Annotated in this window: 26 protein-coding genes; 6 read left to right on the top strand and 20 right to left on the bottom strand. The window is 65.2% G+C overall.

Annotated elements, in window-relative coordinates; all coding sequences use genetic code 11:
• Positions 1 to 13 precede the first annotated feature (13 nt).
• Positions 14 to 3,334, top strand: a complete 3,321-nt coding sequence (locus BG023_RS03305) for an amidohydrolase family protein (RefSeq protein WP_069309203.1) — start codon at positions 14 to 16, stop codon at positions 3,332 to 3,334.
• Between the two features lie 59 nt (positions 3,335 to 3,393).
• Here BG023_RS03305 and BG023_RS03300 read toward each other — a convergent pair whose 3' ends face one another.
• The 5 genes from BG023_RS03300 to argB form a co-directional block, all read right to left on the bottom strand.
• Positions 3,394 to 4,017: a MarC family protein gene (locus tag BG023_RS03300; protein WP_069311090.1), complete on the bottom strand. Its 624-nt coding sequence runs from the start codon at positions 4,015 to 4,017 to the stop codon at positions 3,394 to 3,396.
• Between the two features lie 40 nt (positions 4,018 to 4,057).
• Entirely contained in the window at positions 4,058 to 4,822 is a 765-nt protein-coding gene (locus tag BG023_RS03295) for a hypothetical protein (RefSeq protein WP_069309202.1), read from the bottom strand.
• Complete coding sequence (folD, locus tag BG023_RS03290; protein WP_069309201.1) at positions 4,819 to 5,727, bottom strand: bifunctional methylenetetrahydrofolate dehydrogenase/methenyltetrahydrofolate cyclohydrolase FolD; 909 nt, start codon at positions 5,725 to 5,727, stop codon at positions 4,819 to 4,821. The genes BG023_RS03295 and folD overlap by 4 nt, the downstream gene beginning before the upstream one ends.
• Positions 5,727 to 6,020, bottom strand: coding sequence for a YggT family protein (locus BG023_RS03285; RefSeq protein ID WP_069309200.1), 294 nt, complete (start codon positions 6,018 to 6,020; stop codon positions 5,727 to 5,729). The genes folD and BG023_RS03285 overlap by 1 nt, the downstream gene beginning before the upstream one ends.
• A gap of 104 nt (positions 6,021 to 6,124) precedes the next feature.
• Entirely contained in the window at positions 6,125 to 7,036 is a 912-nt protein-coding gene (argB, locus tag BG023_RS03280; RefSeq protein ID WP_069309199.1) for an acetylglutamate kinase, read from the bottom strand.
• A 134-nt stretch (positions 7,037 to 7,170) separates the two neighbouring features.
• On the opposite strand from argB, the gene BG023_RS03275 reads away from it, so the two are divergent.
• Positions 7,171 to 7,353: a hypothetical protein gene (locus tag BG023_RS03275; RefSeq protein ID WP_069309198.1), complete on the top strand. Its 183-nt coding sequence runs from the start codon at positions 7,171 to 7,173 to the stop codon at positions 7,351 to 7,353.
• Between the two features lie 66 nt (positions 7,354 to 7,419).
• Here BG023_RS03275 and BG023_RS03270 read toward each other — a convergent pair whose 3' ends face one another.
• The 8 genes from BG023_RS03270 to BG023_RS03240 all read right to left on the bottom strand — a co-directional run bounded on the left by BG023_RS03270 (position 7,420) and on the right by BG023_RS03240 (position 14,068).
• Positions 7,420 to 7,683, bottom strand: a complete 264-nt coding sequence (locus BG023_RS03270; protein ID WP_069309197.1) for a YdcH family protein — start codon at positions 7,681 to 7,683, stop codon at positions 7,420 to 7,422.
• A gap of 63 nt (positions 7,684 to 7,746) precedes the next feature.
• Positions 7,747 to 8,658, bottom strand: coding sequence for a sulfotransferase domain-containing protein (locus tag BG023_RS03265; RefSeq protein ID WP_069309196.1), 912 nt, complete (start codon positions 8,656 to 8,658; stop codon positions 7,747 to 7,749).
• 95 nt (positions 8,659 to 8,753) lie between these two features.
• Entirely contained in the window at positions 8,754 to 9,092 is a 339-nt protein-coding gene (locus BG023_RS03260; protein ID WP_069309195.1) for a DUF1294 domain-containing protein, read from the bottom strand.
• Between the two features lie 209 nt (positions 9,093 to 9,301).
• Positions 9,302 to 10,348, bottom strand: coding sequence for a ribonucleotide-diphosphate reductase subunit beta (locus tag BG023_RS03255; RefSeq protein WP_069309194.1), 1,047 nt, complete (start codon positions 10,346 to 10,348; stop codon positions 9,302 to 9,304).
• Positions 10,349 to 10,420: 72 nt separating this feature from the next.
• On the bottom strand, positions 10,421 to 10,603 hold the full coding sequence (locus BG023_RS14655; protein ID WP_150122771.1) for a hypothetical protein: 183 nt from the start codon (positions 10,601 to 10,603) through the stop codon (positions 10,421 to 10,423).
• Between the two features lie 44 nt (positions 10,604 to 10,647).
• Positions 10,648 to 11,001 carry a PilZ domain-containing protein gene (locus BG023_RS03250; protein WP_083234504.1) on the bottom strand — a complete coding sequence of 118 codons (354 nt, stop codon included), beginning with the start codon at positions 10,999 to 11,001 and terminating at the stop codon, positions 10,648 to 10,650.
• A gap of 33 nt (positions 11,002 to 11,034) precedes the next feature.
• Complete coding sequence (locus BG023_RS03245; protein ID WP_069309192.1) at positions 11,035 to 13,062, bottom strand: ribonucleoside-diphosphate reductase subunit alpha; 2,028 nt, start codon at positions 13,060 to 13,062, stop codon at positions 11,035 to 11,037.
• A gap of 556 nt (positions 13,063 to 13,618) precedes the next feature.
• On the bottom strand, positions 13,619 to 14,068 hold the full coding sequence (locus BG023_RS03240) for a baeRF12 domain-containing protein (RefSeq protein WP_069309191.1): 450 nt from the start codon (positions 14,066 to 14,068) through the stop codon (positions 13,619 to 13,621).
• A gap of 144 nt (positions 14,069 to 14,212) precedes the next feature.
• On the opposite strand from BG023_RS03240, the gene BG023_RS03235 reads away from it, so the two are divergent.
• A complete protein-coding gene (locus BG023_RS03235; protein WP_069309190.1) occupies positions 14,213 to 15,055 on the top strand; it encodes an EF-hand domain-containing protein in 843 nt (280 codons plus the stop codon).
• Positions 15,056 to 15,079: 24 nt separating this feature from the next.
• On the opposite strand, the gene mddA is transcribed toward BG023_RS03235, so the two are convergent.
• From mddA to BG023_RS03220, 3 genes are all read right to left on the bottom strand, one after another.
• On the bottom strand, positions 15,080 to 15,829 hold the full coding sequence (gene mddA, locus BG023_RS03230; protein ID WP_069311089.1) for a methanethiol S-methyltransferase: 750 nt from the start codon (positions 15,827 to 15,829) through the stop codon (positions 15,080 to 15,082).
• A gap of 147 nt (positions 15,830 to 15,976) precedes the next feature.
• Positions 15,977 to 16,876 (bottom strand): alpha/beta fold hydrolase, encoded by a 900-nt coding sequence (locus tag BG023_RS03225; protein ID WP_069309189.1) that lies wholly within the window; start codon positions 16,874 to 16,876, stop codon positions 15,977 to 15,979.
• A gap of 35 nt (positions 16,877 to 16,911) precedes the next feature.
• Positions 16,912 to 17,844 (bottom strand): TraB/GumN family protein, encoded by a 933-nt coding sequence (locus BG023_RS03220; RefSeq protein ID WP_069309188.1) that lies wholly within the window; start codon positions 17,842 to 17,844, stop codon positions 16,912 to 16,914.
• 55 nt (positions 17,845 to 17,899) lie between these two features.
• Between BG023_RS03220 and BG023_RS03215 the strand changes: the two genes are divergently transcribed.
• Positions 17,900 to 18,166 (top strand): hypothetical protein, encoded by a 267-nt coding sequence (locus BG023_RS03215; protein ID WP_199797150.1) that lies wholly within the window; start codon positions 17,900 to 17,902, stop codon positions 18,164 to 18,166.
• Here BG023_RS03215 and nadB read toward each other — a convergent pair.
• Positions 18,163 to 19,779: an L-aspartate oxidase gene (gene nadB, locus BG023_RS03210; protein ID WP_069309186.1), complete on the bottom strand. Its 1,617-nt coding sequence runs from the start codon at positions 19,777 to 19,779 to the stop codon at positions 18,163 to 18,165. The two genes, BG023_RS03215 and nadB, sit on opposite strands and share 4 nt — an antisense overlap.
• 389 nt (positions 19,780 to 20,168) lie before the next feature.
• On the bottom strand, positions 20,169 to 21,131 hold the full coding sequence (locus BG023_RS03205) for an ABC transporter ATP-binding protein (protein WP_069309185.1): 963 nt from the start codon (positions 21,129 to 21,131) through the stop codon (positions 20,169 to 20,171).
• Between the two features lie 73 nt (positions 21,132 to 21,204).
• Here BG023_RS03205 and BG023_RS03200 point away from each other — a divergent pair, with 73 nt between their 5' ends.
• A complete protein-coding gene (locus BG023_RS03200; protein ID WP_069309184.1) occupies positions 21,205 to 21,465 on the top strand; it encodes a zinc-finger domain-containing protein in 261 nt (86 codons plus the stop codon).
• A gap of 68 nt (positions 21,466 to 21,533) precedes the next feature.
• Entirely contained in the window at positions 21,534 to 21,992 is a 459-nt protein-coding gene (locus BG023_RS03195) for a hypothetical protein (RefSeq protein WP_069309183.1), read from the top strand.
• Between the two features lie 705 nt (positions 21,993 to 22,697).
• On the opposite strand, the gene BG023_RS03185 is transcribed toward BG023_RS03195, so the two are convergent.
• Together BG023_RS03185 and BG023_RS03180 are read right to left on the bottom strand one after the other, a co-directional pair.
• The gene (locus BG023_RS03185) at positions 22,698 to 23,672 is read right to left on the bottom strand and encodes an NAD(P)H-dependent flavin oxidoreductase (protein ID WP_069309181.1); all 975 of its coding nucleotides are present in this window, start codon (positions 23,670 to 23,672) and stop codon (positions 22,698 to 22,700) included.
• 244 nt (positions 23,673 to 23,916) lie between these two features.
• Positions 23,917 to 24,570 carry a YceI family protein gene (locus tag BG023_RS03180; RefSeq protein ID WP_069309180.1) on the bottom strand — a complete coding sequence of 218 codons (654 nt, stop codon included), beginning with the start codon at positions 24,568 to 24,570 and terminating at the stop codon, positions 23,917 to 23,919.
• Positions 24,571 to 24,633: the final 63 nt, after the last annotated feature.

Genomic DNA, 24,633 nt, shown 5'->3' with positions numbered 1-24,633 from the left:
GGAGACTCAATCCATGCGCCATTTCGCCGCCGCCCTGCTTGCAGGCGCTGCCTTTATTGCCACACCGCTCGCCGCCGCACCCGCCAAGAAGGATACCAAGGCCGAAGAAAAGTGGAGCGTCGAAGCGCCCAAGGGGGCGGTGATCAAGCAGGTGCCGATCAGCACCAATGAAGGAACGTGGATGGATGTCGATGTCGCGCCCGACGGGCAGACCATCGCCTTCACCCTGCTCGGCGATATCTACACCCTGCCCATCGCTGGCGGCACGCCCAAGCGCATTTCCGAAGGCCTTTCGTGGGATGTGCAACCGCGCTTCTCGCCCGATGGCAAGCGCATCGCCTTCACCTCGGACCGCGGCGGCGGGGACAATATCTGGGTGATGAACGCCGACGGCTCGGACAAGCGGCAGGTGACCAAGGAAGACTTCCGTCTCCTCAACCAGCCGTCATGGTCGCCCGACGGGCAATACATTGCCGCCAAGAAGCACTTCACCACCGAACGCAGCGCGGGCACGGGCGAAATCTGGCTCTACCACGTCAGCGGCGGCGGCGGGGTGCAGGTGGTCGAGCGCGCCAACGAACGGCTCCAGAAGGAACTGGGCGAGCCGATCTTCGCGCCCGATGGCAGCGCGATCTATTACACCCGCAACACCACGCCGGGGAACGCCTTCGAATACGCGCAGGATTCGCAGAGCGGCATCTTCGCGATCGAGCGCAAGGATCTGGCGACCGGCGATGTCACCACTGCGGTCAGCGGCTATGGCGGCGCGGTGCGCCCCGCGCCCTCGCCCGATGGCAACGAACTCGCCTTCGTCCGCCGCGACAAGGACGCCTCGCAGCTGTGGGTGAAAGACCTCGCTTCGGGCCGCGAGCGGATGATTTACGGCAAGCTCGATCTCGATGTGCAGGAGACCTGGGCGGTCACCGGGGTCTATCCCAATATCGACTGGCTCCCCGATAGCAGTGCACTCGTGTTCTGGGCGGGCGGGAAGCTCAACCGCGTGAACCGCGATGGTTCGGGCCATGCGGTGATCCCGTTCAAGGTGAACGACACGCGCGGGGTGGCCGATGCGCCGCATCCGGTGATCGATGTCGCGCCGGAGACGTTCACCACCACCATGCCGCGCTTTGCCACGCTCAGCCCCGATGGCAGCCGCGTGGTGTTCGAAACGCTCGGGCGCCTTCACGTGAAGTCGGCCAAGGGCAAGGATCTGCCGCGCCCGCTGACGGGCGACAGCGCCGATGTGATCGAAGCCTTCCCGGCCTTCAGCCGCGATGGCAACGCCCTCGCCTATGTCCGCTGGAGCGACGACAAGCTCGGCGAAATCGTCATCGCCGACGCCAACGGCCAGAACCGCCGCGTGCTGACCGGACCGGGGCATTTCGGCAATATCGTCTTCTCGCCCGATGGCACCATGATCGCCTTCGAAAAGCGCGAGGGCGGCTATCTCACCTCGCCCGAGTTTTCGGAAAGCCCGGGGCTCTATGTGATGCCGGTGAGCGGCGGAACCCCGCAGCTCGTCACCCGCAACGGGGCAAACCCCCAATGGGGTGCGGCGAATGACCGCCTGTTCATGCTCGGCCGCGAAGGTGGCGGGCTGGCGCTGATCTCGACCGACCTCAATGGCGAGGCCAAGCGCGTCCACGCCAAGGGCGATCTGGCGAACGATCTGCGCGTGTCGCCCGATGGCCGCACCATCGCCTTCCGCCAGAACTACGAAGTCTTCGCCATGCCGCTGGTCCCCGGCGGTAAGCCGGTCGACGTGAGCGAGAAGGGCGGATCGCTGCCCGTCACCAAGGTCAGCACCGGCGGGGCGGATTACCTCGGCTGGGCGCGCGGCGGCGAGACGCTGTTCTGGTCGATCGGCCCGTCGCTCCAGAGCGCGAATGTCAGCCAGTTCTTCGCCAATGCGCCCAAGGCCGATGGCGACAAGACCGCTGCCTATACCCCGCCCACCACCGGCATTCCGCTGGGCGTGACCGCTTCGAAGGCCAAGCCGTCCGGCACCACCGTCATCACCGGTGCGCGGGTGCTGACCATGCGCGCAGGCCTCGCTGCCGACGATGCGGGCGTGATCGAAAACGGCCTGATCGTGATCGAAGGCGACCGGATCACCGGGGTCCATGATGCGACCACCGTGCGGATCAAGTTTGCCGAGGGCACCCGCTTCATCGACGCCAGCGGCAAGACCATCATGCCCGGCCTTGTCGATGCCCACGCCCACGGCGCCTATGGCATCGGCGATCTGATCCCGCAGCAGAACTGGTCGCTGTTGCAGGACCTCGCGATGGGGGTGACGACGATCCACAACCCGTCCTCGCAAGCCAGCACTGTCTTTGCGGCGGCGGAACGCCAGCGCGCGGGGCTGACGATTGGCCCGCGCATCTTCTCGACCGGCGAGATCATCTACGGCGCCAAGGCCCCCGATGTGTATGCGCGGATCGACAGCTACGAAGATGCGCTCGCCCACGTGCGCCGGATCAAGGCGCAGGGCGGTATCTCGGTCAAGAACTACAACCAGCCGCGCCGCGAACAGCGCCAGATGGTCGTGCGCGCTGCGGCGGCCGAGAACATGCTGGTCGTCGCCGAGGGCGGATCGCTGTTCGGGATGGACATGAACATCGCCGCCGACGGCAACTCGACGCTCGAGCACAACATCCCGGTCGATGTGTTCTACGAGGACGTGCTGCAGTTCTACGGCCAGTCGAACACCAACTACACGCCCACGCTGGTGGTCACCTATGGCGGCCTTGCGGGCGATCCCTATTGGCGGCAGGCGACCAACGTCTGGGAAAACCCGCTGATGGTGCACACCCCGCCCAAGGTGCTGCTCGCCGATACCGGCCGCCGCGTGAAGGCGCCCGATTGGGCCTTCGTCGATGACAACAACGCGCGCGAGGCAAGGAAGCTCGCCCAGCGCGGGGTGAAGGTCAGCATTGGCGCCCACGGCCAGCAGGCCGGCGTTGGCGCGCATTGGGAACTGTGGAGCTTCGCGCGCGGCGGGATGAGCCCGGTCGAGGCGCTGAAGGCGGGCACCATCGTTCCCGCGCAGTCGCTCGGCATGGCCAAGGACATCGGCAGCATCGAGGCCGGCAAGCTCGCCGATCTCGTGATCCTCTCGGCCGATCCTTCCAAGGACATCGCCAATTCGGACAACATCGATCAGGTGATGCTCGGCGGGCGGCTGTATGATGCCAAGACCATGAACGAAGTCGGCACCGGCGATGCCAAGCGTGCGCCCTATTGGTGGGAAGCCCACGGCGGCAAGGGCGCGGGCGGTTCGGACGCGGCGACCGACGCCGGACGCGGCCATGCCGACGGGGACGCGGGGTAACGGATTCTCTGGGGTAACTAGCAGGTGGGTGCGCAGATCGCGCGCCCACTTGATCCTGCTCAGAGGCCGAAGCTGCCCTTCAGCCCGTCGATCACATATTGCGCGGCGAGCGCGGCCAGCAGCACCCCGAGGACGCGGGTAATCACCGCCTCGACCTTGTCGCCGAGCAGCCGGATCAGCGGCCCGGCAGCGACCAGCGCAGCCGCGGTAATCGCCAGCACCGCGGCCAGCGCGCCGAGCACCTGGCTCTTTTCCGACCAGCCGTCAGCCTCGTTCATCAGCAGCATGATCGCCGCGATCGCGCCCGGCCCGGCGAGCATCGGCATCGCCATCGGGAACACCGAGACATCCTCGATCTCGGGCGTGGCGGCGATCTTGTCGGCGCGGCTTTCGCGGCGCTGGGTGCGCTTTTCGAACACCATGTCGAAGGCGATTGCGAAAAGCATCAGCCCGCCCGCGATGCGGAACGAGTTCAACTCGATATGCAGCGCGCCGAGCAATTGCTGGCCGAACAGCGCGAAGATCAGGAGGATGACCGAAGCGATCATCGTCGCCCGCAGCGCCATGCTGCGCGCCTGCGCGGCGCTCGCGCCCTTGGTCAGCCCGGCATAGATCGGCGCGCACCCGGGCGGGTCGATCACCACGAACAGGGTGACAAAGGCGGAAAGGAAGAGTTCGGTCAGCACCATGTTACGCCCAGCCGGAGGTCAGCGCCCCTGACCATCAATCGGCGGTCGGCGCAAGGCTTTGTTCGATGGCGGTGAGCCAGCGGCCCTCGTAGAAATACTCGGCCGCAGCATAGCGGGTGCCATCGGCGCGGTGCTCCCAGCGCCAGCGCAGCGTGCCATCGCGCGACAGGCGGGCATCGGTCTTGCCGTCCTCGCCCACCGGTATCGCAGGGGGCGGCGGGATCGATGCGCCCCCGCGCGGGCACGAGGCGATCATGCCCTTGACCGCATCGAGCGCGGTCACAACGATGTTGCCATCCTCGACCGGCTTTCGCGGCGGGGGCTGCGGCACATCGGGACCGCCGGCATCGAAGATGTAGCGATATCCGCCGTCCGGCTGGCGTTCCCACACGGTGATGAAGTTGCCCACCGTGCCGTCGGAATCCTCGAAGCGGCCTTGGCTCATCGCCAATGCGCCGTCGCAACTGATCACCACCGCGCGCGGCTCCCACTGCACGGCCTTGGGCGGATCGATCTGGGTGGCGAGCCACGGCTCGATCGCAAACGGGCCGTTCTGTCCGTGGAGCAGCGCGCCGGGTGCGGCGAACAGCCGGAATGCGGTCCACTGCCCCCGCTCGCGCGCGGCGCGGGCAAAGGCGAGTTCGGCGGCGACAATGGTGCTCGGCTGCGCGGCCCCTGGCGCATTGGCGAGCGCGCGCTTGATAACCGCAGGCGGCGGCCCCGGCGCGCGCTGACCGGCACAGGCAGAAAGAGCGAGTGCCGCCGCTCCCAGCGCGAGAAGGCCGAGGGCGTGCCTCACAGCCCCTCCGGCGCGTCCATTCCGGCGTGATGGTGGGCAGCGACCAGCGTGTTGCGCAGCAGCACGGCAATCGTCATCGGCCCGACCCCGCCCGGCACAGGCGTGATCGCCCCGGCAACGGCGCGTGCCTCGGCAAAGGCGACATCGCCCACCAACCGGCCCTTGGTCGCGCCATCGGCAGGCGGCAGGCGGTTGATGCCGACATCGATCACGGTCGCGCCCGGCTTGATCCAGTCACCGCGCACCATCTCCGGACGGCCCACGGCAGCGATCACGATATCCGCGCGGCGGACGATTTCGGGCAGGTTCCTGGTGCGGCTATGCGCGATGGTGACGGTCGCGTTCGCATCGACCAGCAGCTGCGCCATCGGCTTGCCGACGATGTTCGACCGCCCGATCACCACGGCATCGAGGCCGGACAGATCGCCCAGCCGGTCCTTCAGCAGCATCATGCAGCCCAGCGGCGTGCAGGGGACAAAGCCCTCTTGGCCGACACTCAGCCGACCAGCGTTGATGACGTGGAACCCGTCCACGTCCTTGTCAGGGTTGATCGCGGCGATGATCGCCTGTTCGTCCAGGCCAGCCGGCAGCGGCATCTGCACCAGAATGCCGTCAACCGCGTCATCGTGGTTCAATCGCTCGACCAGCGAAAGCAGCGCAGCCTCGCTGGTATCGGCAGGCAGGCGGTGTTCGAAGCTCGCCATTCCGGCGGCCTCGCAGGCCTTGCCCTTGGCGCCGACATAGACCTGGCTGGCAGGATCTTCGCCCACCAGCACCACCGCAAGGCCGGGACGCCGCCCGGCCTGATGCGCAAAATTCGCCGCAGCCACGCCGATGCGGGCGCGCAGCCCCTCGGCAAAGGCCTTGCCGTCGATGATCGCGGCCCCGGTCTCGACGTCAGCCATCAATAAACCCCGCCAAGCCCCATCAGCACCCGGATCAGGATCTGCAAGCCGAGGATCAGCACCAGCGGCGAGAAGTCGATCGCACCCGTGGCAGGCATGATGTTGCGGATCGGCCGCAGCACCGGTTCGAGCAGGCTGCCAATCGAATCGTGCACCTGCCGCAGAAAGGCATTGCTGGGGCTCACCACGTTGAAGGTGAACAACAGCGCGATCACGAATTGCACGATGATCAGCATCACCAGCACATTGGTGATCATCACGAGGATATCGACGAGTACGGCCAGTCCTTGCATTGCGATCTGTTTCCCATGCTGGGCGCGCGGATGGCGCGGCCCTGTGTGGTCCCTTGAAGGCGTATTAGCTTGTTAATACGCCTCGCGCCAGTCCCGGTTCCTGTTCAGGCGCGCACCAGCGTGCCGGCCCCGCGCGCGGTGAAGAATTCGAGCAGCATGGTGTGGCCTACCCGCCCGTCGAGCACCACCGCCGCCTCGCAGCCCGATTGCACTGCGGCAACGCAGGTTTCGAGCTTGGGCACCATCCCGCCGCGGATCACGCCCTCTTCGCGCAAGCGGGCGATATCGGCGGGGGTAAGGTCGGTGAGCAGTTCGCCATCGGCACCCAGCACGCCCTGCACGTCGGTCAGCAGGAACAGCCGCGCCGCGCCCAAGGCCGCTGCAATCGCGCCCGCCATGGTATCGGCGTTGATGTTGTAGGTCGCCCCGTCCGCACCCGGCGCGATCGGCGCGATCACCGGGATCATGCCCGCTGCCACGGCGGTATCGATCACCGAGGTATCGACGCTAGCCGGTTCGCCGACGAAGCCGAGATCGACCACCTGTTCGATATTGCTGTCGGGATCGCGGGTGGTGCGGCTGACCTTGCGCGCGGTGACAAGCCCGCCATCCTTGCCCGAAATGCCGATCGCCTTGCCGCCCGCGGCCGCGATCCAGCTGACCAGTTCCTTGTTGATCGCGCCCGAAAGCACCATTTCGGCGACCTTGGCCGTCGCCTCGTCCGTCACCCGCAGGCCGTCAACGAAGGTGCTTTCCACCCCCAGCCGGCTCAGCATCTGGCCGATCTGCGGGCCGCCGCCGTGGACCACCACCGGGTTGATGCCGACCGCCTTCAGCAGCACGATATCCTCGGCAAAGTCGCGCGCGGCTTCGGGATCGCCCATCGCGTGGCCGCCGTACTTCACCACGAAGGTTCGTCCGGCATAGCGCTGGAAATAGGGCAGCGCCTCGATCAGCACTTCTGCCTTCGCAAGATCGGGGGCTTCGGCCTTCGGGTGGTTGGTCTTGTCGGTCACCGGCGTTCCATTCCGCAATTCGCCTCGCGCCCTAGCCGCTTCGCCGCGCGGGGCCAAGCGGCTTGCTGCATTGCGGGATCGGTGACTGGCGTTTTGCGATATCCGTGATAGGCTTATCGCCTCACGAGGTGACGATGGCCGACAAGCACAGCGACAATCCCCCGCAGGACGCCGCCGGATCAGACCGGCGCAGCACCGATCGCCGCAAGCAGCAGCTGCCGTTCGAAGGCCCTGACCGGCGCAAGGGGGATCGTCGTTCGGGCGAAGACCGGCGCGCCGCACCGCGCATCGACGGCACGGTAGAATCCGGAGAGTAGGCGCAAGGTATCAACGGGTCGCGGGCGGAGCATCGCCTGTTGCCCCGCCCGCACAAACCCCTTCGTTCAAGTCGCGGGGAGGCCTTCGGACTCGGCCTCGATCAGCGCGGCGATATCATCGAGCAGATGCAGCCGCTCCTTCTTGAGCGCTTCCAGCCGGTCATCGCTGGCGGCCTCGATCTCGCATTCGATCCGGTGGATTTCGCGGTTCACCGTGTGATGCTGATCGGCCAACCGCGCGAAGTGCGGATTGGTGATCTTGAGCCGGTGGAGCGCGGCGGCATCCTGCGGGAACACATCGTGAAGTTCGTTGGGGGTGTGCGTGGACATTGGGGTCTCCCGTGATTGAGACCCGACGCTAGGCCGCGCGCCGAGGCGCGTATTTGATCCCGATCAAGCCGGATCGAGGCTCGCGGCGAGGGTTGCGTAATCCTTGTGCCCCGTCACCGGCGTCACCCTTTCGGCCCACATCGCGTCGATCTGCGCCGCGACCGCGGGCGGCACCGCCGAACCATCGCTGCCGACTGCCTGCACCTTGGACGAATCGCTCGCCGCCGGCACGCCGATCCGCTCTTCCAGCACCTTGCACATCATCGCATCGTCGAAGCGGTCCTTGTGCGCGTGCATGAATTCGCGGGAAGTCATGTGCTCGACCAGCGCTGCGCCTTCGCCGGGCAGCTCCAGCCCGAGGAACGCCGCCATCCGCGCGATCATCGCCGCGCGGTTCTTTGCCGCCCAGCGATAGTTCACCAGCAGCGTATCGGGCTCGCTGCGGCGTGCATACCAGCTGAGCAGGTGGGTGAAGTAATCGCACCCGCCCGGCCCGCCGCCGAGCCACAGCGGGAAGAACTCCTCGAGCGAGATCGCCCCTTCCTCGATGTGCCAGCCGCTGAAGAAGCGGTGGAGCGAGATATAGGTCTCGTGCGGATCGCGCAGGGAGATGATGTAGCGCCCGCCCGCAGGCAGCCGTTCGTATTCGCGGTGCGACTTGAACCCGCGCGGGTGGGCGCGCTGGGCCACGTTCATGTCGAAATCGAGGACCAGCGCGGTGTCCTCCCACGGGGTCATGCGGCTGATATCGTCGAAGTCCATATCGCCCGCGCCGGTCGCGGCGACCATGCGGATCTGGTGGAACATCTGCTGCATCATCGTGGTGCCGCTCTTGGCCCACGAGGTGATGAAGACATCCCCCAGCTGCGGATCGAGTGTGCGGTAATGGACCTGCGGCGCGCTGGCAGCGAGCGCGCCCATGTTGATCCCCATTTCCTCGATTGTCCGCGCGCGGCGATTGAGTGGCCCCGGCATCTGTCTCTCCCCCAGTGCGCGCGTGCGCTCCTGCTCCCCGTGGGGGAGTGTCGCACGGACGGGGGATGAGGGGAAGGGGGTGGGCGCGCGGGCGCTCAGACCATGCGGAAATAGGCGAAGGCCGCCACCAGCCCGATGATCTGGAGCACCGTGATCGCGTGGAGATTGCTGCAGAACGGCTGCTTGCGCGTCTTGTGCCGGAAGACCGCGCGCCCGGCATAGGCGCCCGGTGTCCCGCCGAAGACCGCGAGCCGCAGCAATGTCCCTTCCGAAATGCGCCAAGCCCCGGTTTCCGCCCGCGCCTTGTCGATCCCGAAGGCAGCAAAGGCGAGGAAGTTCACCGCGATCAGCGCCGTGGCGATGTTGGCGGGGGTGAGCAGCGCCTTGACGGCGGCGATATGCTCAGGGGTCACGAGGGCGGCGAGGTTGACCATCCACGCGGCTTAGCGCGGAAGGGGTTGAGGAAGCGTTGCTTTTTGGGATCGAGACGAACCTTCCGTCACCCCGGACTTGATCCGGGGTCCAGTTTCCTTTTGCGCCCTTGAAGAGCAGCGGGATCCCGGATCAAGTCCGGGATGACGAACGGGTTGGTAGTCCCGGAGAAGGATCGGCGGACTTTCTATTCAAGCCCGCCGCTTTCCAATCACTCCGCAGCCTCAGCCCCGAACAGGCCGGCCTCGGCCTCAACCCCGTCGTCCTCGTTCACAGCCTTCGCCTTCTGGCGCTTGTCGAACGACGACCACACGGTGTTCCAGTCGCCGCGGGTGGCGCCCTTCGAGTATTCGGTGGCGCGGGTTTCGAAGAAGTTGGCGTGCTCCACACCGTTGAGCAGCGGGGCGAGCCAGGGGAGCGGGTGCTCCTCGATCATGTAGATCTCCTGCAGGCCGAGCTGCTTCAGGCGCCAGTCGGCGATGTAGCGGATGTAACGCTTGATCTCCTTGGCGCTCATGCCGTTGACCGGGCCCATTTCGAAGGCGAGGTCGATGAAGTTGTCTTCCAGACGCACGGTCTTCTGGCAGATGTCGATCAGGTCTTCCTTCACCGCCTTGGTGAGGCACTGGCGTTCCTCGCAGAAGGTGTGGAACAGCTTGATGATGCCTTCGCAGTGCAGCGATTCATCGCGCACCGACCAGCTGACGATCTGGCCCATGCCCTTCATCTTGTTGAAGCGCGGGAAGTTCATCAGCATCGCGAAGGACGCGAACAGCTGGAGCCCTTCGGTGAACCCGCCGAACGCGGCGAGGGTGCGGGCGATATCCTCATCGGTATCGACGCCGAACTGGCCGAGGAAGTCGTGCTTGTCCTTCATTTCCTCGTATTCGAGGAAGGCGCTGTATTCGGTCTCGGGCATGCCGATGGTGTCGAGCAGGTGCGAGTACGCCGCGATGTGCACCGTCTCCATGTTGGAGAAGGCGGCGAGCATCATCTTCACCTCGGTCGGCTTGAACACGCGGCCGTAGTTTTCGTGGTAGCAGTTCTGCACCTCGACATCGGCCTGCGTGAAGAAGCGGAAGATCTGGGTGAGCAGGTTGCGCTCGTGATCGGTGATCTTCTGCGCCCAGTCGCGGCAATCCTCGCCCAGCGGCACTTCTTCCGGCATCCAGTGGATCTGCTGCTGGCGCTTCCAGAAGTCATAGGCCCAGGGGTACTGGAACGGCTTGTAGGTGGAGCGGGCTTCGAGCAGCGACATGGCAGAGTCTCCTAAGACGATCAGTATATCAGATACGGTGGCCGGGGTGCGAAGGATTCGCGCCCCGCAGAATTAAAGATTGAACGCGATGATGATGAGGCTGGCGGGCAGCAGCAGCGCGCACATGACGATGTGGATCATCGCCGCGTTCTGGGCATGGCCGGGGCGGCCCTTTTTGAGCTCGGTCACGGCACGCACGAGGAAGTAGGTGCTGACCACCGCTCCCAATACGCCCGCCCAGAATGGCAGTCCCATCACTCCGCCCCTTTCCTGCCCGTGCATCCGACGCGGGCGCTTGATCACAATATCCGCCGCACCCCGACAATAGCGCTGCTGCGCTCTTCGGCCATGGCGCGGCGGGCGCCTTCCCAGTCGGCCGCAGCGAGCTTGCGGATCACCCGTTCGGGCAGATCGCGCTGGAACTCCAACCCGACCCGGCCGCCCTGCCGCCAGGCGACCTCGGCCATGTGCGGCCCGGTGCCGGCGATGAAGAGGCGGACTATCTCGCCCAGCCGGAGCCGGGCCTGTGGATCCTCGATCCGGCAGCCCCCGGCCGACAGGTCAGCCAGCTCGATATCGACCTGCATCCCCCGCGCGGTCCGGCATGAACCGGTTGCGGTGATCCCGACCCGCGCTGTCCGCCGTGCCCGCATCCCCCCGAACGCGCCCCAGACCAGCCCGAGCGCCTACTGGCAGCTCAGGCATTCCTCGTAATCGGTCTGCTCGCCGCTGGCGGAGAGCTCGATCTTGGGGGCCTCGGTGGTGTTGTCCGCTTCCACCCCGCCGACAAAGCCGGCGCGCTGGACGGACTTCGACCGCAGGTAATACAGCGACTTGATGCCGCGTTCCCACGCCTGATAGTGGAGCATCATCAGGTCCCACTTGTCGACATCGGCCGGGATGAACAGGTTCAGCGACTGGGCCTGATCGATAAACGGCGTACGGTCGGCCGCGAATTCGAGCAGCCAGCGCTGGTCGATCTCGAAGCTGGTCTTGTAGATCGCCTTTTCTTCCGGCGTCAGGAAGTCGAGGTGCTGGACCGACCCGCCGCGCTCGAGGATCGAGTTCCAGACATTAGTCGAGTTCTTGGCCTTCTTCTCGAGCAGCTTTTCCAGGTACGGGTTGCGCACGATGAAGCTGCCCGACAGCGTCTTGTGGGTGTAGATGTTGGCCGGGATCGGCTCGATGCACGCCGAGGTGCCGCCGCAGATGATCGAGATCGACGCGGTCGGCGCGATCGCCATCTTGCAGCTGAACCGTTCCATCGCGCCCATGTCGGCGGCATCGGGGCACGGCCCGCGCTCCTGAGCGAGCAGCATCGAGGCTTCCGAAGCCTTGGCGTGGATGTGCTTGAACATCTGCAGGTTGAGCGCCTTGGCCATCGCGCTTTCGAACGCCACGCCCTTCTGCTGCAGGTAGGAGTGGAAGCCCATCACCCCGAGACCGACCGAACGCTCGCGCGAGGCCGAATACTTGGCGCGGGCCATCTCGTCCGGCGCGCGGTCGATGTAGTCCTGCAGGACGTTGTCGAGGAAGCGCATGACGTCCTCGATGAACTGCTTGTCGCCCTTCCACTCTTCCCAGGTTTCGAGGTTGAGCGAGGACAGGCAGCACACCGCCGTGCGGTCATTGCCGAGGTGGTCGATGCCGGTCGGAAGGGTGATTTCCGAGCACAGGTTCGAGGTCGAGACCTTGAGGCCGAGATCGCGGTGATGCTTGGGCATCATGCGGTTCACGGTGTCGTTGAAGACGATGTAGGGCTCGCCCGTGGCGAGGCGGGTTTCGACCAGCTTCTGGAACAGCGAGCGCGCATCGACCTTGCCGCGCTCCGATCCGTCACGCGGGCTACGCAGCGTGAATTCGGCGCCTTCGCGCACCGCGTTCATGAACTCGTCGGTGACGAGCACACCGTGATGCAGGTTCAGCGCCTTGCGGTTGAAGTCGCCCGAGGGCTTGCGGATTTCGAGGAACTCCTCGATTTCCGGGTGGCTGATGTCGAGATAGCAGGCGGCCGAACCGCGGCGCAGCGAACCCTGCGAAATCGCGAGAGTCAGCGAATCCATCACGCGGACGAAGGGAATGATGCCCGAAGTCTTGCCGTTGAGGCCGACCGGCTCACCGATCCCGCGGACATTGCCCCAGTAGGTGCCGATGCCGCCGCCCTTGGAGGCGAGCCATACGTTTTCATTCCACGTGCCGACGATCCCTTCGAGGCTGTCCTCGACCGAGTTGAGGTAGCACGAGATCGGCAGGCCGCGGTTGGTGCCGCCGTTCGACAGCACGGGCGTTGCCGGCATGAACCACAGGTTCGAGATATAGCCATACAGGCGCTGGGCGTGATCCTGATCGTCGGCATAGGCATCGGCCACGCGGGCGAAGAGATCCTGATAGGTCTCTCCCGGCAGCAGATAGCGGTCGGTCAGGGTGTCCTTGCCGAAATCGGTCAGCCGCGCATCACGCGATGCGTCGGTGACGATCGTGAAGCGGCGGTCGTTGACCTTCTTGCTATCGGACTTGGCGGCGTCCTTGGCGGCGGCCACCATCGCGCCGGCCAGCGCCTCGGTTGCCTTGGCGGCGATCAGTTCTTCCGAACCGGCATCGGTCTTGTTCATTGCCACTGCCTTTTCGTCCCCCGCCGGCGCTCCGGCAATCGTGCCCGCATCACCATCATTCACCACATCATTCGGCACGTTGTCGCTCGCCTTAAAATCCATCTGAAAGCCCCATTTTGTCCCCCGAATCGGTGTATGACACAAAGAGCCATGTTCCGATTCTGTTCTATACCGGACGCTCCACAGACTTGCCAACAGACTGATCCCGAAAACGGGTCTGCCGGCCCTCTGCCGATCGCCTTGCGGCGCGCTTCGTGACCCGGCTGCCGGAGCGAATCTCCTCCCCTGCACCCTGATCAGGGCTTCGGGAGATTCACCAAGGCTTGGGGGTCCGATTTGCGCCGAACCACTAGATGATGAATCAGCCGGTGAATCACGTCAACGGGCGATTAATGCCTAAATAACCATTCGAGGGGCTCTGCACCCCGGCATCAGGCCCGCGACGCGTGGACAAAGCTTGAGTCGCGAGCCTCGCAAGCCCCAAATTGAATCTGTGAAGAAAAATATGGTGATTGAATCATTCGAATCCACCCGTGAATCTTTTGCATGCCGGACAGCATGATTGTTGCGCGGATCGGCTGAAGAGAGGCCTGCGGAACAGATGCCCAAACCCCCGACCGCAAAGGCGCAGCGACAGAATCGGCTGATGGTGCTGCGATCAGGGCTCGCCATGCGCGGCCAGCGCGGCGATCATGTCATCGGTGGGATGATCGGCCAGGTCCTTGGCGATTTCCGCAAGCAGCCTCGCTTTGGTGGCGCGGCCATAGTGCCGCCGCATCTCGCCTAGCGTGCGCGGCGCGGCGATGACCACGATCCCCGCCTCTGGGTGGCTGGCGGCAGACCGTTCAAGAACCGCCGCCGCATGGCGTGCGAAAGCGTCTTCCGCCTGCCGGTGCCAGTCGGTTTCCTCGTAGCTGCTGCGCGCTTCGCCGGTGCTGGCAAAGCTGCGGCCCGGCGCATCCGTCCCCTGCTCGTGCGCGGCGGGGTTGCCCTGCCGTTCGTGCATGACGGTTTGGAGGACGGGGTACTTTGTGTCTCCCTCGTTGCGCAGCAGAAGCAGCTTGGCTCCATCCGCCACCATAACCAGCGTGCCGTGTTCAACCTTCATTGCCTGTCCTCCCGCCTTGCGGGCCCGATTGCGCGGCGCCTTTCTCCACGATCAGAGACAGGCCGTATCCGGGCAGAGGACCGGCACCAGCGAGGCGACCGTTCCCCATGTTCCTGCATCTAGGGTCATCGCGCCTATCCGTCCTTGATCGGGATCAAGGCGGCGGCGGCCTGCAAGGGCCAGACACGGCACATGCTCGCAGCTACACGCATGGTCTGGCTGTCCCTTGTGCTCGTTCTGGGCACTGGCGGTGCGGTGATGTCGGGTGAGTTACCCGACGCGCAAGCGCTCGCACGCGCGGCCCCAAACAAGCCGACCACGCCCGAGGCGCGCAGGCTGGCGAAGGTCAGCCCCTATGCGGATGCGCGCCGCTGGGAGACCTTCCTTGCCGTGCGTGAGGTGTTCCGGCGGAACTGGCTCAAACCCAAGTCGACGGCTCCCTTCAGGCAGGGCCAATCTTCAACCTTCACGCAATACCCCCTGCTTCAGGTCGAAGACCGCGACAGCGATGGCAAAGCGGATTTCTTCGCGTACCTCCCGCCTGATGGTTCCGATCAGACGCAGGAGTTCGGAGCCTTCTTCGACCTCGATGGCAATGGGCAAACGGACTGCGTCGTCGTCTACGGCGGCCTGCTGTTCGATGCCCGGATGGAAGCGATCCTCTGGCATCACTACGCCCTCGACACCGATGGCGACGGGAAGTTCGATGTGCGGGTGTTCGAAGCCATCGATCTCGGCCACGATGGCCTGCCGGACGACGGGGTGACCGCGTGGGTCTACGATACCGATCACGATGGCCTGATCGACAAGGCCGAACACATCGCCAAGGGCAATATCACCGCGATCACCCCGCAAGCCGACGGACGGCTCGACCTCGGTTACATCCTCCACACCGAACCGGCTGAACAACCGCGCATCGGCGGGCCAGTTCCAACCGACTTCTTCGAAATGGTTGCGCGGGAGGTGGATGCGCTGCTGGCCCGGTGATGCGATCGTGGGAGCAAGACGGATTCAGGTGCCCGCGCGGCCCCCACCCTTGCCCATGCGTGGTGCCAGCATCCCGACATTTTCGCGATAGGCTTCGTATTGCGGGCCGAACAACGCTACCAGATCGCGTTCTTCGTAACCGATCGCGATCAGCATGTAGGTCGACATGCCCAAGGCAAACAGCAGGTGCCCGAAGGTCATATGCGGGGTTGCCCAGAAAGCGATGAAGAAGCCCGAATAGATCGGGTGCCTGACCAGCTTGTAGAACAAGGGCTGGTGGAACTGCGGATCAGCCGGAGTGCGGTTGCGGGCGTGCAGATAGACCTGCTGCAGACCGAACAGTTCGAAATGGTTGAGCAGGAAAGTACTGAGCAGGACGATGCCCCAGCCAGCAGCGAAAACGACCCAAAGCGCGCCCGCCAACCAGACATTCTCAACCCGCCAGACATCGCCGGGTATGGGCCGCCACAGACAATACATCGCGATCAGCACAAGGCTCGTGAACACGACATAGGTGCTGCGCTCGATCGGGGCAGGCACCACCCGGGGCCACAGCGTCTTGAAGCTCTTGCGCGCCATGACGCTATGCTGAAGCCCGAAGGCAGAAATCAGGACGAGATTGATAGCAAGGGCCGGGAAAAGATCCGAAACGAGCCCTCGGTCAATTGTTCGCGGAACGAATGGGAAATTCCCGACAAAAGCAATCAGGTATAGAAATGTCGTGAAAAATATTCCGTAGGCAATGACGCCATAGAGCAAATAAACTGATCGCATCATCGAAAGTCCCCCAAAAAATGCACGCCCGGTTTATCCCGGAAATGCAAATTTCCTTATCGTGCGACGACCATGATGATTACTAAATGCTTTTTCTACTGAAATTGCAAGCGACTTGGGTTTTTCAGTCAGGAAGTGGCGATGCCACTATCCGCCCCGCGCGTGGCTCACGATTTCGTTGGCGAGGCGCGGGACCAGCGGGAGCGGGAGATCGTGGCCCCAGCCGGGGAAGGTCACCAGTCGCGCGCCGGGGATGTGCCGCGCGGTATCCTCGCCGCCGGCCAGCTTGACCAGCGGATCGGCCTCGCCGTGCAGCACCAGGCTCGGCACCCGCACCTTGCCGAGGCGCGCGCGGCGGCAACCATCGTCGATGATCGCGGCGAGCTGGCGCGGCAGGCCTGCGGGGTAAACCGAGCGGCGGATGTTCTTTAGCACGCGCTCGCGCTGGGCCGGTTCGTCGAACGGGAATTCGGCGCTTTCGGGGCTACCGATATTACGGATGATATTGATCCCGTGGGCGATCAGCGTGTCCTCGTCCATGCTCTTCAAGGGCGCGATCAGCGCCTCGATCGCCTGCTTTTCGGCCTGGGGCAGCTTGGGATTGCCGGTGGTCGACATGATCGAGGTCATCGAATGCAAGCGCTCAGCGTGATGCACCGCCATCAGCTGCACGATCATCCCGCCCATCGACGCGCCGACCACGTGCGCGCGCTCGATACCGAGCGCGTCGAGCAGGCCGATCCCGTCATCGGCCATGTCCTTGAGGGTGTAGGGCACCTTGGCCGGAAAGCCGATCCGCTTGCGCAGCATCTGGACGGGGAGCCACGGCGCGCGCGCGCCTTCCATCTTCTGGCTGAGGCCGATGTCGCGGTTGTCGTAGCGGATCACGCGGAAGCCCTCGCCCGCGAGCGCGGCGACCAGTTCATCCGGCCACAGCGTCATCTGCGCGCCGAGGCCCATCACCAGCAGGATCACATCATGCGACGGATCGCCGTGCTCCTCGTAGAAAATCTCGATACCGGTATTGGGCGTGGTGACGGTAGGCATGGGCGCGGGGAATCCTCTTTTCCGGCCCGCGCGGGTTACTTCCACGCAGGTCCGGCGATATCGAAGCCGCGCGCGTCCAATTGGTCAAGCACCCCGCCGCTTTCTGCCAACACCCGCAAGGGCACAACCGCAAGCGTAATGCCCTTGGCGGTGCTCGCTTCGGCGATCCGCTCGACCCAGATCGTGCGGAGCTCGCTGCCCAAAGTCTCGTCCGCCCAGGGCCAGCACTGGCCGAGCGCGCTTTCCAGCGGGTTCGCCATCACGCCGGGAATGTCATAGCGCCGCCAATCCTTGGCGCGCTTTTCGACAGTTCCGGGGCCGGCCTCCACCGCGTCCATCGCGGCGGTGAGGCAGGGGATATGCGCCGCCGGAGGCGCATCGGCGAGGTTGTCGATGATGTCCTCGCCCCGCAGCGTGGCGGCGCGGGTGATCGGCACATCGGCCTTCTCGGCAGCGTCCTTGACCACGTCCGATGCATCGCGCGCGGTGTCGCGGTTGAAGCGCAGTTCCTTGCGCAACATCTCGAAGGAGGTGAGCAGGAACGACTGGCGGGAATAGTCCTCCTCATGCGCGCGCCCCAACGCTTCGAGCCGTGCCCATTGGGCCGCATCGAGGTAATCGCTCGCCACGGTGTCATCGGGCAGCTTGGTGAACTTGGAGCCGGAGAACATCAGTCGGAAGATATCGCCCGGCGAAATCTTGGGCCGCGCGCCGAGGATGACGCGGTCGGCGGCCTTGGTAGCGTCCTCGAGCCGCTCGGGCTGCCACGGGGTGGTCTTGGGGATCGCCCGGATCTCGCCGACGAGTATGATGGTGCCGGTGGGCGTCTCGATCGTCCACATCGGCGCGCCCGAACGCTGGGCGGTGACGACGATGGAATTTTCGGATTCGGAAGGGGCGGAGTCTTGAGCGGTGAGGGGGGCGGTGATCAGTGACGCCGCAGACAGAAAGCCGACGATCTTGTGCATAGGGGAGCCTTTCCGACTGTTTCGCCTTTGATTGCGGCGCGCTATGCTCCTGAACATGAACCGCCGCCTAATCTTGCCACCACTCGGTGATGCCGCCGCGATTTTCGAGTTCGGCATGACCTTCAACGGCTACGAGGCATTCGGTTCCTTCGAAGCCTGTGCCGCTGCCGCCAATGCGAGGAAGCGTGAGACACTCGATGATCTGCGGAACGAGCTGTTTTTCGCCTGTCGTGCCTCGCGGCACTGCGACAACGATTCATACCTTTCGACCTATGCCGAACTGCGCCCGCTGTTCGTAACGATGCTCGCCAGTTCGGACTAAGGCACCAGCACCGTATCCTTCGCCTCGGCCGCCAGCGCCGGATAATCGAGCGTGTAGTGCAGCCCGCGGCTCTCCTTGCGCTGGAGCGCGGACTTCACGATCAGTTCGGCGGACTGGAGCAGGTTTCTGAGCTCGATCAGATCGGTCGTCACGCGGAAGGCGCCGTAGTAGTCCTCGACCTCGCGCTTCAGCAGTTCGATACGGCTGGCGGCGCGTTCCAGCCGCTTGGTGGTGCGGACGATGCCGACGTAGTTCCACATGAAGCGGCGGATTTCGGTCCAGTTCTGCTTGATCACGACTTCCTCGTCGGAATCGGTCACGCGGCTTTCGTCCCACGGCAGGATCGCAGGGGGCGCTTCCAGCGTGTCCCAGCGCGCGAGGATGTCCTGCGCCGCGGCCTCGCCGAAGACGAAACATTCGAGCAGGGAGTTCGACGCCAGACGGTTCGCGCCGTGGAGGCCGCTTTCGGTGCACTCGCCCGCCGCCCACAGGCCCGGCACATCGGTGCGCGCGTCAAGGCCCACCACCACCCCGCCGCAGGTGTAGTGCTGCGCGGGGACGACCGGGATCGGCTGCTTCGTCATGTCGATCCCGAGGCCCAAGAGCTTTTCGTAGATCGTCGGGAAATGACCCTTCACGAAGTCGGCGGGCTGGTGGCTGATATCCAGGTGCACGAAATCGAGGCCGAACCGCTTGATCTGGTCATCGATCGCGCGCGCCACGACATCGCGCGGGGCGAGCTCCATCCGCTCGGGGTCGTAATCGACCATGAAGCGGCGGCCCGTTTCGGGGTGGAGCAGATGCCCGCCCTCGCCGCGCACGGCCTCGGTGATGAGGAAGTTCTTGACGTCGAGATTGTAGAGGCAGGTCGGGTGGAACTGCATCATCTCCATGTTGGAGACGCGCGCGCCTGCCCGCCATGCCATCGCGATCCCGTCACCCGTCGCGCCGCGCGGGGCGGTGGAAAACTGGTACACGCGCCCTGCCCCGCCGGTGGCAAGGATGGTGGCGTGAGCGACATGGCGTTCGACCCGCCCGGTTGCCTCGTCGAGCGCATAGACGCCCCACACCCGGCCCGCCGCGGAGAACTGCTCGCGGTGGCGATCGGTGATGAGGTCGATGCAGGTGCGTCCGGGCAGCAGGGTGATGTTGGGATGCGCGTCCGCCGCGCGCAGCAGTGCTTCCTGCACCGCCCAGCCGGTCGCATCATCGACATGGACGATGCGGCGGTGCGAATGCCCGCCCTCGCGGGTGAGGTGCAAGTCGCCGCTTTCGCGGTTGAACGGCACGCCCAGCTCGCACAGCCGGTCGATCGAGGCGGGTGCGCGTTCGATCACGAACTCCACCGTGTCGCGGTCATTCAGGCCAGCACCAGCGATCATCGTGTCGCGGATGTGATCATCGAAGGTGTCGCCCGCATCGAGCACCGCGGCGATCCCGCCCTGTGCCCAAGCGGTCGATCCGCCGGTGAGCGAGCCCTTGGCCAGCACCAGCACCCGCCGCTCCTCGGCCAGTGCCAGCGCCGCTGTCAGCCCGGCCGCGCCCGAGCCGATCACCAGCACATCATGCGCCGGCATGTCCGTAAGGGGTTGCACCGGGTGTTCCTTCGCCATGTGTGCAGCCTTGGCGCGCAAACCGCCGCTCGGCAAGAGCGATGCTGCGGATTCAGGGCATCGGCAGGCCTATGCAATTTCCCCTATCGTGAGCGACAACATAGTGATATCTAAAGAGATAGTTAGCCTGCTCGGGGGAGTAGGCCACGCATCTGAGGAGGGTCGCACCTTATGCTCAGCCTGCATTGCCGGAGGCGTGCCGCGTGATCGGGGCGCTTGCGAAAATCGTCTGCCTGTTCAACCGCCACGTCCCTTACCGGAGGCGCGCGAATTGGGACGGGACGACTTACGTCGCCCATTGCCGCCATTGCAGACGACCGATCAGGCGGATTGGGAGGCACAAGTGGCGCAGGCTTGCGAAGGCTGCGCGCACCAACGCGCTGGGCTGATCAATCCTGTCCGGGGCTGCCGGCGGTCAGCTGGACGAACACGTCTTCCAGATCGGCTTCGCGCGTGGTGACATCCTCGATGGTGAGGCCCTGCTCTTGCAGGATGGCGAGCACCTGCCCGGCGCTTAAGCGGTCCTTGTCGTAGGTGACCTGCACTCCGCGCGCGCCGTCCCACTCCACCCGCACGAAGGCATCATGTGCGGGCGCAGCGACGAGATCAGCGGCGGCGGTCACCGCGACGATCTTTTCGCGCGCCATGTCGACCAGCTCGCGCGTGGGTTTGTTGGCGATCAGTCGGCCGTGGTTGATGATCGCGATGCGATCGCACAGCTCTTCGGCCTCTTCGAGATAGTGGGTGGTCAGCACCACCGTCACGCCCTCGCGGTTGAGCTCGCTCACCAGCTCCCACAGCTGGCGCCTGAGGTCGACATCGACACCGGCGGTGGGTTCGTCGAGCACGAGGATCGGCGGCGAATGGACCATCGCCTTGGCCACCAGCAGCCGCCGCTTCATGCCGCCTGACAGCGTGCGGGCATAGGCGTTGCGCTTATCGGCGAGGCGGACCGCCGCGAGCAGTTCCTCGCTCCGGCGAAGAGCCGCAGGGATGCCGTAGAAACCGCCCTGGTTTTCCAGCACCTCGAACGGCGTGAAGAACGGGTCGAACACGATTTCCTGCGGCACGATGCCGATCGAACGGCTGGCATTGCGGCGGTGCTTGTCGATATCGAAGCCCCAGATATCGACCGTGCCGCTGGTCTTGTTCACCAGCCCGGCAAGAATGTTGATCAGCGTCGATTTGCCCGCACCGTTGGGGCCGAGCAGTCCGAAGATCGAACCCTGCGGTACATCGAAACTGACCCCGCCGAGCGCCAGCTTGCCTTCGGTCACAGTGCCGTTCGCGCCCTTGGCCGGGGCGTAGCGTTTGACCAGATTCTCGATGCGGATCGCGGGCTCGGCGGACATGGCCCCAGCCCTAGGCAAGCGCGGCGGCAAAGGCAATTGCGCGCCGCCCGCCTGCGCTGTATCGGACGGGACCATGAGCATTGCCCCTCCTGAAACCCTGCTGGTCGATACGCGGCGCGTGAGCTGCGACGGTGCCAGCGGCATCCGTGGCGGCGCGGGCTATCGCCCCGCCGCGCTTGGTCACCCCCGCGTGTTCCTCGAGATCGACGAGCACGGCTATGTCGATTGCGGCTACTGCGACCGCCGCTTCGTGCTGCGCGGCGGCCCGGCCGATGGCGCCGATCAGGCCAGCCTGCCCGATATCGCCGCAGGCGCGAGCCCGGCGCGCGCCTGATTCCGCTCAGCGCGGGTTAAGGCACAGCGTGGCATTGCCAGCGCGTTAGCGTTGAGGAGAATCGCGTTATGACCCGATTGCCCGCTCTTGCCCTTGCCACGCTTGGGTTCGCTGCTGCGCTGCCAGCCGCCGCGCAGGATAGCGGCGCCCCCGATGTCGAGAGCCGTGCCGAAGCGCCTGCTCCGACCAAGGGCGAGCGCGAACTTGCCAAGCTGCTCGAGGGCCGCGTTGCCGGCGAACCGGTGCGCTGCATCCGCGCCTTCCCGAGCCAGCGCCTGCGGACGATCGAAGGCACGGCCTATGTCTACGGGCAGGGCGACACGATCTACGTCCAGCGCACCCGCGATCCTGAACGGATCGACCGCACTGACGCGCTGGTCAGCAATCGCTTCGGCGGGTCACAGCTGTGCCGGCTCGACATCATGACCACGATCGACCCGATTACCGGCATCTTCACCGGCGCAGTGTTCTTCGAGGATTTCGTACCCTACACCCGATCCGGCACCGGCACCGCGCGCGAAGGCTGATCCCGACAGCCCGCCGGCAGGGCCGCCGCAACCCGTCCCGCACCCTTGCCGCACATTGGCCGGAGCGGGACACACCGGCTGGCCCGTCAAGCCGACATAGCGGCAATCCTGCGCCGCGCGGTCAAACTGGAAAGCGCCGGGATCTAGTGATGCGAGCACCTGTTCGCGCCGGCGATAGGCGCTGATTTCCTCGTGCAGATCGCCGAGCGATATGTCCGGCGTCAGCGCAAGGTGCCGCTCATCGGCAGCATCCTGCTGGCACGGGCTCGTGAATGCCGCTCCGGTGATGCGCGGCAAGGCCGCTTGCTGCGTGGCATTCGGTTGCGCGGGCTCGCTTGCAGGCCGATCGCTCCCGACGGGCAACGCCATCGCGGCGGCAGCCGCTGAGCCCTGCCAACGTCCGAGCACCCACGCGCCCCAAGCAACAGCCATCATCAATCCGCCCAGCATGGCCGGGCTTGCCATCATGTCCATCCGCACCTCCCCGTCCAAGTCTTCCGGTGCGACCCAGTCAGACATTCGCGGTGGGTGGGGGAGCAAGGCATCGAGAGCCCGCGCATTCAAACCGCGAATCGCACCCCATCGATCCCCCCCGGAATCGGCATGGCGCAAAGCCTTGGTGCCGCATTGCACGCGGCGGGAAAATTCGGTGTCCTACCTAGGGCCGAATCCGCGTGAACACGGTGCGCGTGGATCCGGGACGGATCAGGCGCGGGCCATCGCCTGCATCCGGTCGATGATGTCCTCGGCCTGGCGCATGATCCGGTCGATCAGTTCCTTGCAGGTCGGGATATCGTAGATCAGACCGGCGACCATGCCGCAGCTCCACGCGCCTTCGTCCATCGCGCCTTCCATCATGATCTTGGGGTAGACCCCGGCGACTTCAGGCAGGATGTCCTGGATGGTGATGGCATCGCCGAGGTCCTTTTCCTTCTGGATCAGGCGCTCGACCGCAGCGTTGTTCAGAACGCGCTCGGTGTTGCGCAGCGGGCGCATGACAAGGCGCGTATCGAGTTCGCTCGCGGCGAGGATCGCCTGCTTCACGTTCTCGTGCACGGGGGCTTCCTTGGTCGCGATGAAGCGGGTGCCCATGTTCATCCCCTGCGCGCCCATCGCCAGCGAAGCGACAAGGCTGCGTCCGTCGGCCATGCCGCCGCTGGAAACGAAGGGGATTTCCAGCTCGTCCGCCGCGCGGGGCAACAGGATGAAGTTCGGGACATCGTCCTCGCCCGGGTGCCCGCCGCATTCGAACCCGTCAACGCTCACCGCATCGCAGCCGATCTCCTGCGCCTTCAGCGAGTGACGCACCGAGGTGCACTTGTGGATCACCTTGATCCCGGCATCCTTCAGGGGCGGCAGCAGATCGACCGGGTTGCGCCCGGCGGTCTCCACCACCTTTACGCCGCCTTCGATCACCGCCTTCACCAGCCCCGGATAGTCAGGCGGGGTGAGGGTCGGCAGGATCGTCAGGTTCACGCCGAAGGGCTTGTCGGTCATGTCCTTGCAGCGCGCGATTTCGTTGGCGAGCTTTTCGGGCGTGCCTTGCGTCAGGCCGGTAATGATCCCCAGCCCGCCCGCGTTCGAAACCGCCGCGGCCATCTCGGCAAAGCCGACATAATGCATCCCGCCCTGGATGATGGGGTGCTCGATGCCGAACATTTCGGTGATGGCGGTCTTCATGGCGTGTTTTCTCCCGTACAAAGCATGTTTGCGCGCGAAACAAGCCTGTTTGCAGCGGGGTTTCAAGTCCGCTTTTGGGGAGGCCGCAGCGCGGCTTCGGACGCCGTAACGTCAGCGTCGATCACAAAGCGTCAGAGGAACCGGGCGGCAGGGATGCAGCGGGATCAGAACGCACCCTGTCCACCCGGCACAGGCACAATGCCTGCCCGCAGCGCGCGGCACATTGATTCGGCGCAAACTCGGATCAGCTGCGGGTGAAGGACAGCGAGAAGGTCACCGGCACCGCCGGGGTGATCGAGGGCAGCTGCGCCAGCGCGCGCAGTTCGCCCAGTTCGTCGGTCAGGCCGAACATATCGGTCGAGACGATCACCGGTGCTGTCGGCACCACAGTCACGCGGTCGGCCGATACGCGGGTGACGAGCACTTCGGTCTCGACATCGGCGCTCGCGCCCTTGATTGCGACGGTGGCCTTGAGCGGACGGGTGAGCGACTGGCCCACCGCCAGCCCTGCGAAGCCCGCCGGATCGAGCTTTGCGGTGACGGTCGCCTTGGGGTTCTCGGCCACCTGGAAGAAGATCTCACGCATCCGTTCGTTGCGGATATCGACCCCGGTGTTGACCGAGGCGAGATCGATGTCGAGCGTAGCCGTGCCATCGGGTGCGACGCTGCCTGAAATCTTGTCGAAGCGGTTGGCCTCGGCAATCTCGCCCGCCTTGATGCTGACATAGGCAAGGCGCGAGCCAGCGGCATCGAGCGTCCATGTGCCTTCGGTCACCGGTGCCGCTTCGGCGGTGCCATCCTTGGGCGCATCAGCACCCTGCTCGGCACAGGCCACGAGACCGAGCGCAAGCGCGGCGGCAAGGGCACCGAAACGGAGAGCGGGGCGAACAGTCTGCATCACGGGGGAGAACCTCTCAGGCGAATTCGGCGGGGGCGAGGAATATGCGATTTGTCGCGATGC

The sequence above is a fragment of the Porphyrobacter sp. LM 6 genome (genome assembly GCF_001720465.1).
Lineage (GTDB): Bacteria > Pseudomonadota > Alphaproteobacteria > Sphingomonadales > Sphingomonadaceae > Erythrobacter.
The sequence above is the reverse complement of the archived record's forward strand: the minus strand, read 5'-3'. Positions and strand labels throughout refer to the sequence as shown.

Excerpts from the sequence above, each read along its gene's own strand:
- BG023_RS03205 (WP_069309185.1), bottom strand. The coding sequence starts at position 21,131 with ATGTCCGCCGAGCCCGCGATCCGCATCGAGAATCTGGTCAAACGCTAC.
- BG023_RS03270 (WP_069309197.1), bottom strand. The coding sequence starts at position 7,683 with ATGTCCACGCACACCCCCAACGAACTTCACGATGTGTTCCCGCAGGAT.
- BG023_RS03305 (WP_069309203.1), top strand. The coding sequence starts at position 14 with ATGCGCCATTTCGCCGCCGCCCTGCTTGCAGGCGCTGCCTTTATTGCC.
- BG023_RS03195 (WP_069309183.1), top strand. The coding sequence starts at position 21,534 with ATGACCCGATTGCCCGCTCTTGCCCTTGCCACGCTTGGGTTCGCTGCT.
- nadB (WP_069309186.1), bottom strand. The coding sequence starts at position 19,779 with ATGGCGAAGGAACACCCGGTGCAACCCCTTACGGACATGCCGGCGCAT.
- BG023_RS03185 (WP_069309181.1), bottom strand. The coding sequence starts at position 23,672 with ATGAAGACCGCCATCACCGAAATGTTCGGCATCGAGCACCCCATCATC.
- BG023_RS03240 (WP_069309191.1), bottom strand. The coding sequence starts at position 14,068 with ATGAAGGTTGAACACGGCACGCTGGTTATGGTGGCGGATGGAGCCAAG.
- BG023_RS03245 (WP_069309192.1), bottom strand. The coding sequence starts at position 13,062 with ATGGATTTTAAGGCGAGCGACAACGTGCCGAATGATGTGGTGAATGAT.
- BG023_RS03180 (WP_069309180.1), bottom strand. The coding sequence starts at position 24,570 with ATGCAGACTGTTCGCCCCGCTCTCCGTTTCGGTGCCCTTGCCGCCGCG.
- BG023_RS03265 (WP_069309196.1), bottom strand. The coding sequence starts at position 8,658 with ATGCCGGGGCCACTCAATCGCCGCGCGCGGACAATCGAGGAAATGGGG.
- BG023_RS03275 (WP_069309198.1), top strand. The coding sequence starts at position 7,171 with ATGGCCGACAAGCACAGCGACAATCCCCCGCAGGACGCCGCCGGATCA.
- folD (WP_069309201.1), bottom strand. The coding sequence starts at position 5,727 with ATGGCTGACGTCGAGACCGGGGCCGCGATCATCGACGGCAAGGCCTTT.
- BG023_RS03200 (WP_069309184.1), top strand. The coding sequence starts at position 21,205 with ATGAGCATTGCCCCTCCTGAAACCCTGCTGGTCGATACGCGGCGCGTG.
- BG023_RS03225 (WP_069309189.1), bottom strand. The coding sequence starts at position 16,876 with ATGCCTACCGTCACCACGCCCAATACCGGTATCGAGATTTTCTACGAG.
- mddA (WP_069311089.1), bottom strand. The coding sequence starts at position 15,829 with ATGCGATCAGTTTATTTGCTCTATGGCGTCATTGCCTACGGAATATTT.
- BG023_RS03220 (WP_069309188.1), bottom strand. The coding sequence starts at position 17,844 with ATGCACAAGATCGTCGGCTTTCTGTCTGCGGCGTCACTGATCACCGCC.
- BG023_RS03285 (WP_069309200.1), bottom strand. The coding sequence starts at position 6,020 with ATGCAAGGACTGGCCGTACTCGTCGATATCCTCGTGATGATCACCAAT.
- BG023_RS03215 (WP_199797150.1), top strand. The coding sequence starts at position 17,900 with ATGAACCGCCGCCTAATCTTGCCACCACTCGGTGATGCCGCCGCGATT.
- BG023_RS03260 (WP_069309195.1), bottom strand. The coding sequence starts at position 9,092 with ATGGTCAACCTCGCCGCCCTCGTGACCCCTGAGCATATCGCCGCCGTC.
- BG023_RS14655 (WP_150122771.1), bottom strand. The coding sequence starts at position 10,603 with ATGGGACTGCCATTCTGGGCGGGCGTATTGGGAGCGGTGGTCAGCACC.
- BG023_RS03255 (WP_069309194.1), bottom strand. The coding sequence starts at position 10,348 with ATGTCGCTGCTCGAAGCCCGCTCCACCTACAAGCCGTTCCAGTACCCC.
- BG023_RS03250 (WP_083234504.1), bottom strand. The coding sequence starts at position 11,001 with ATGCGGGCACGGCGGACAGCGCGGGTCGGGATCACCGCAACCGGTTCA.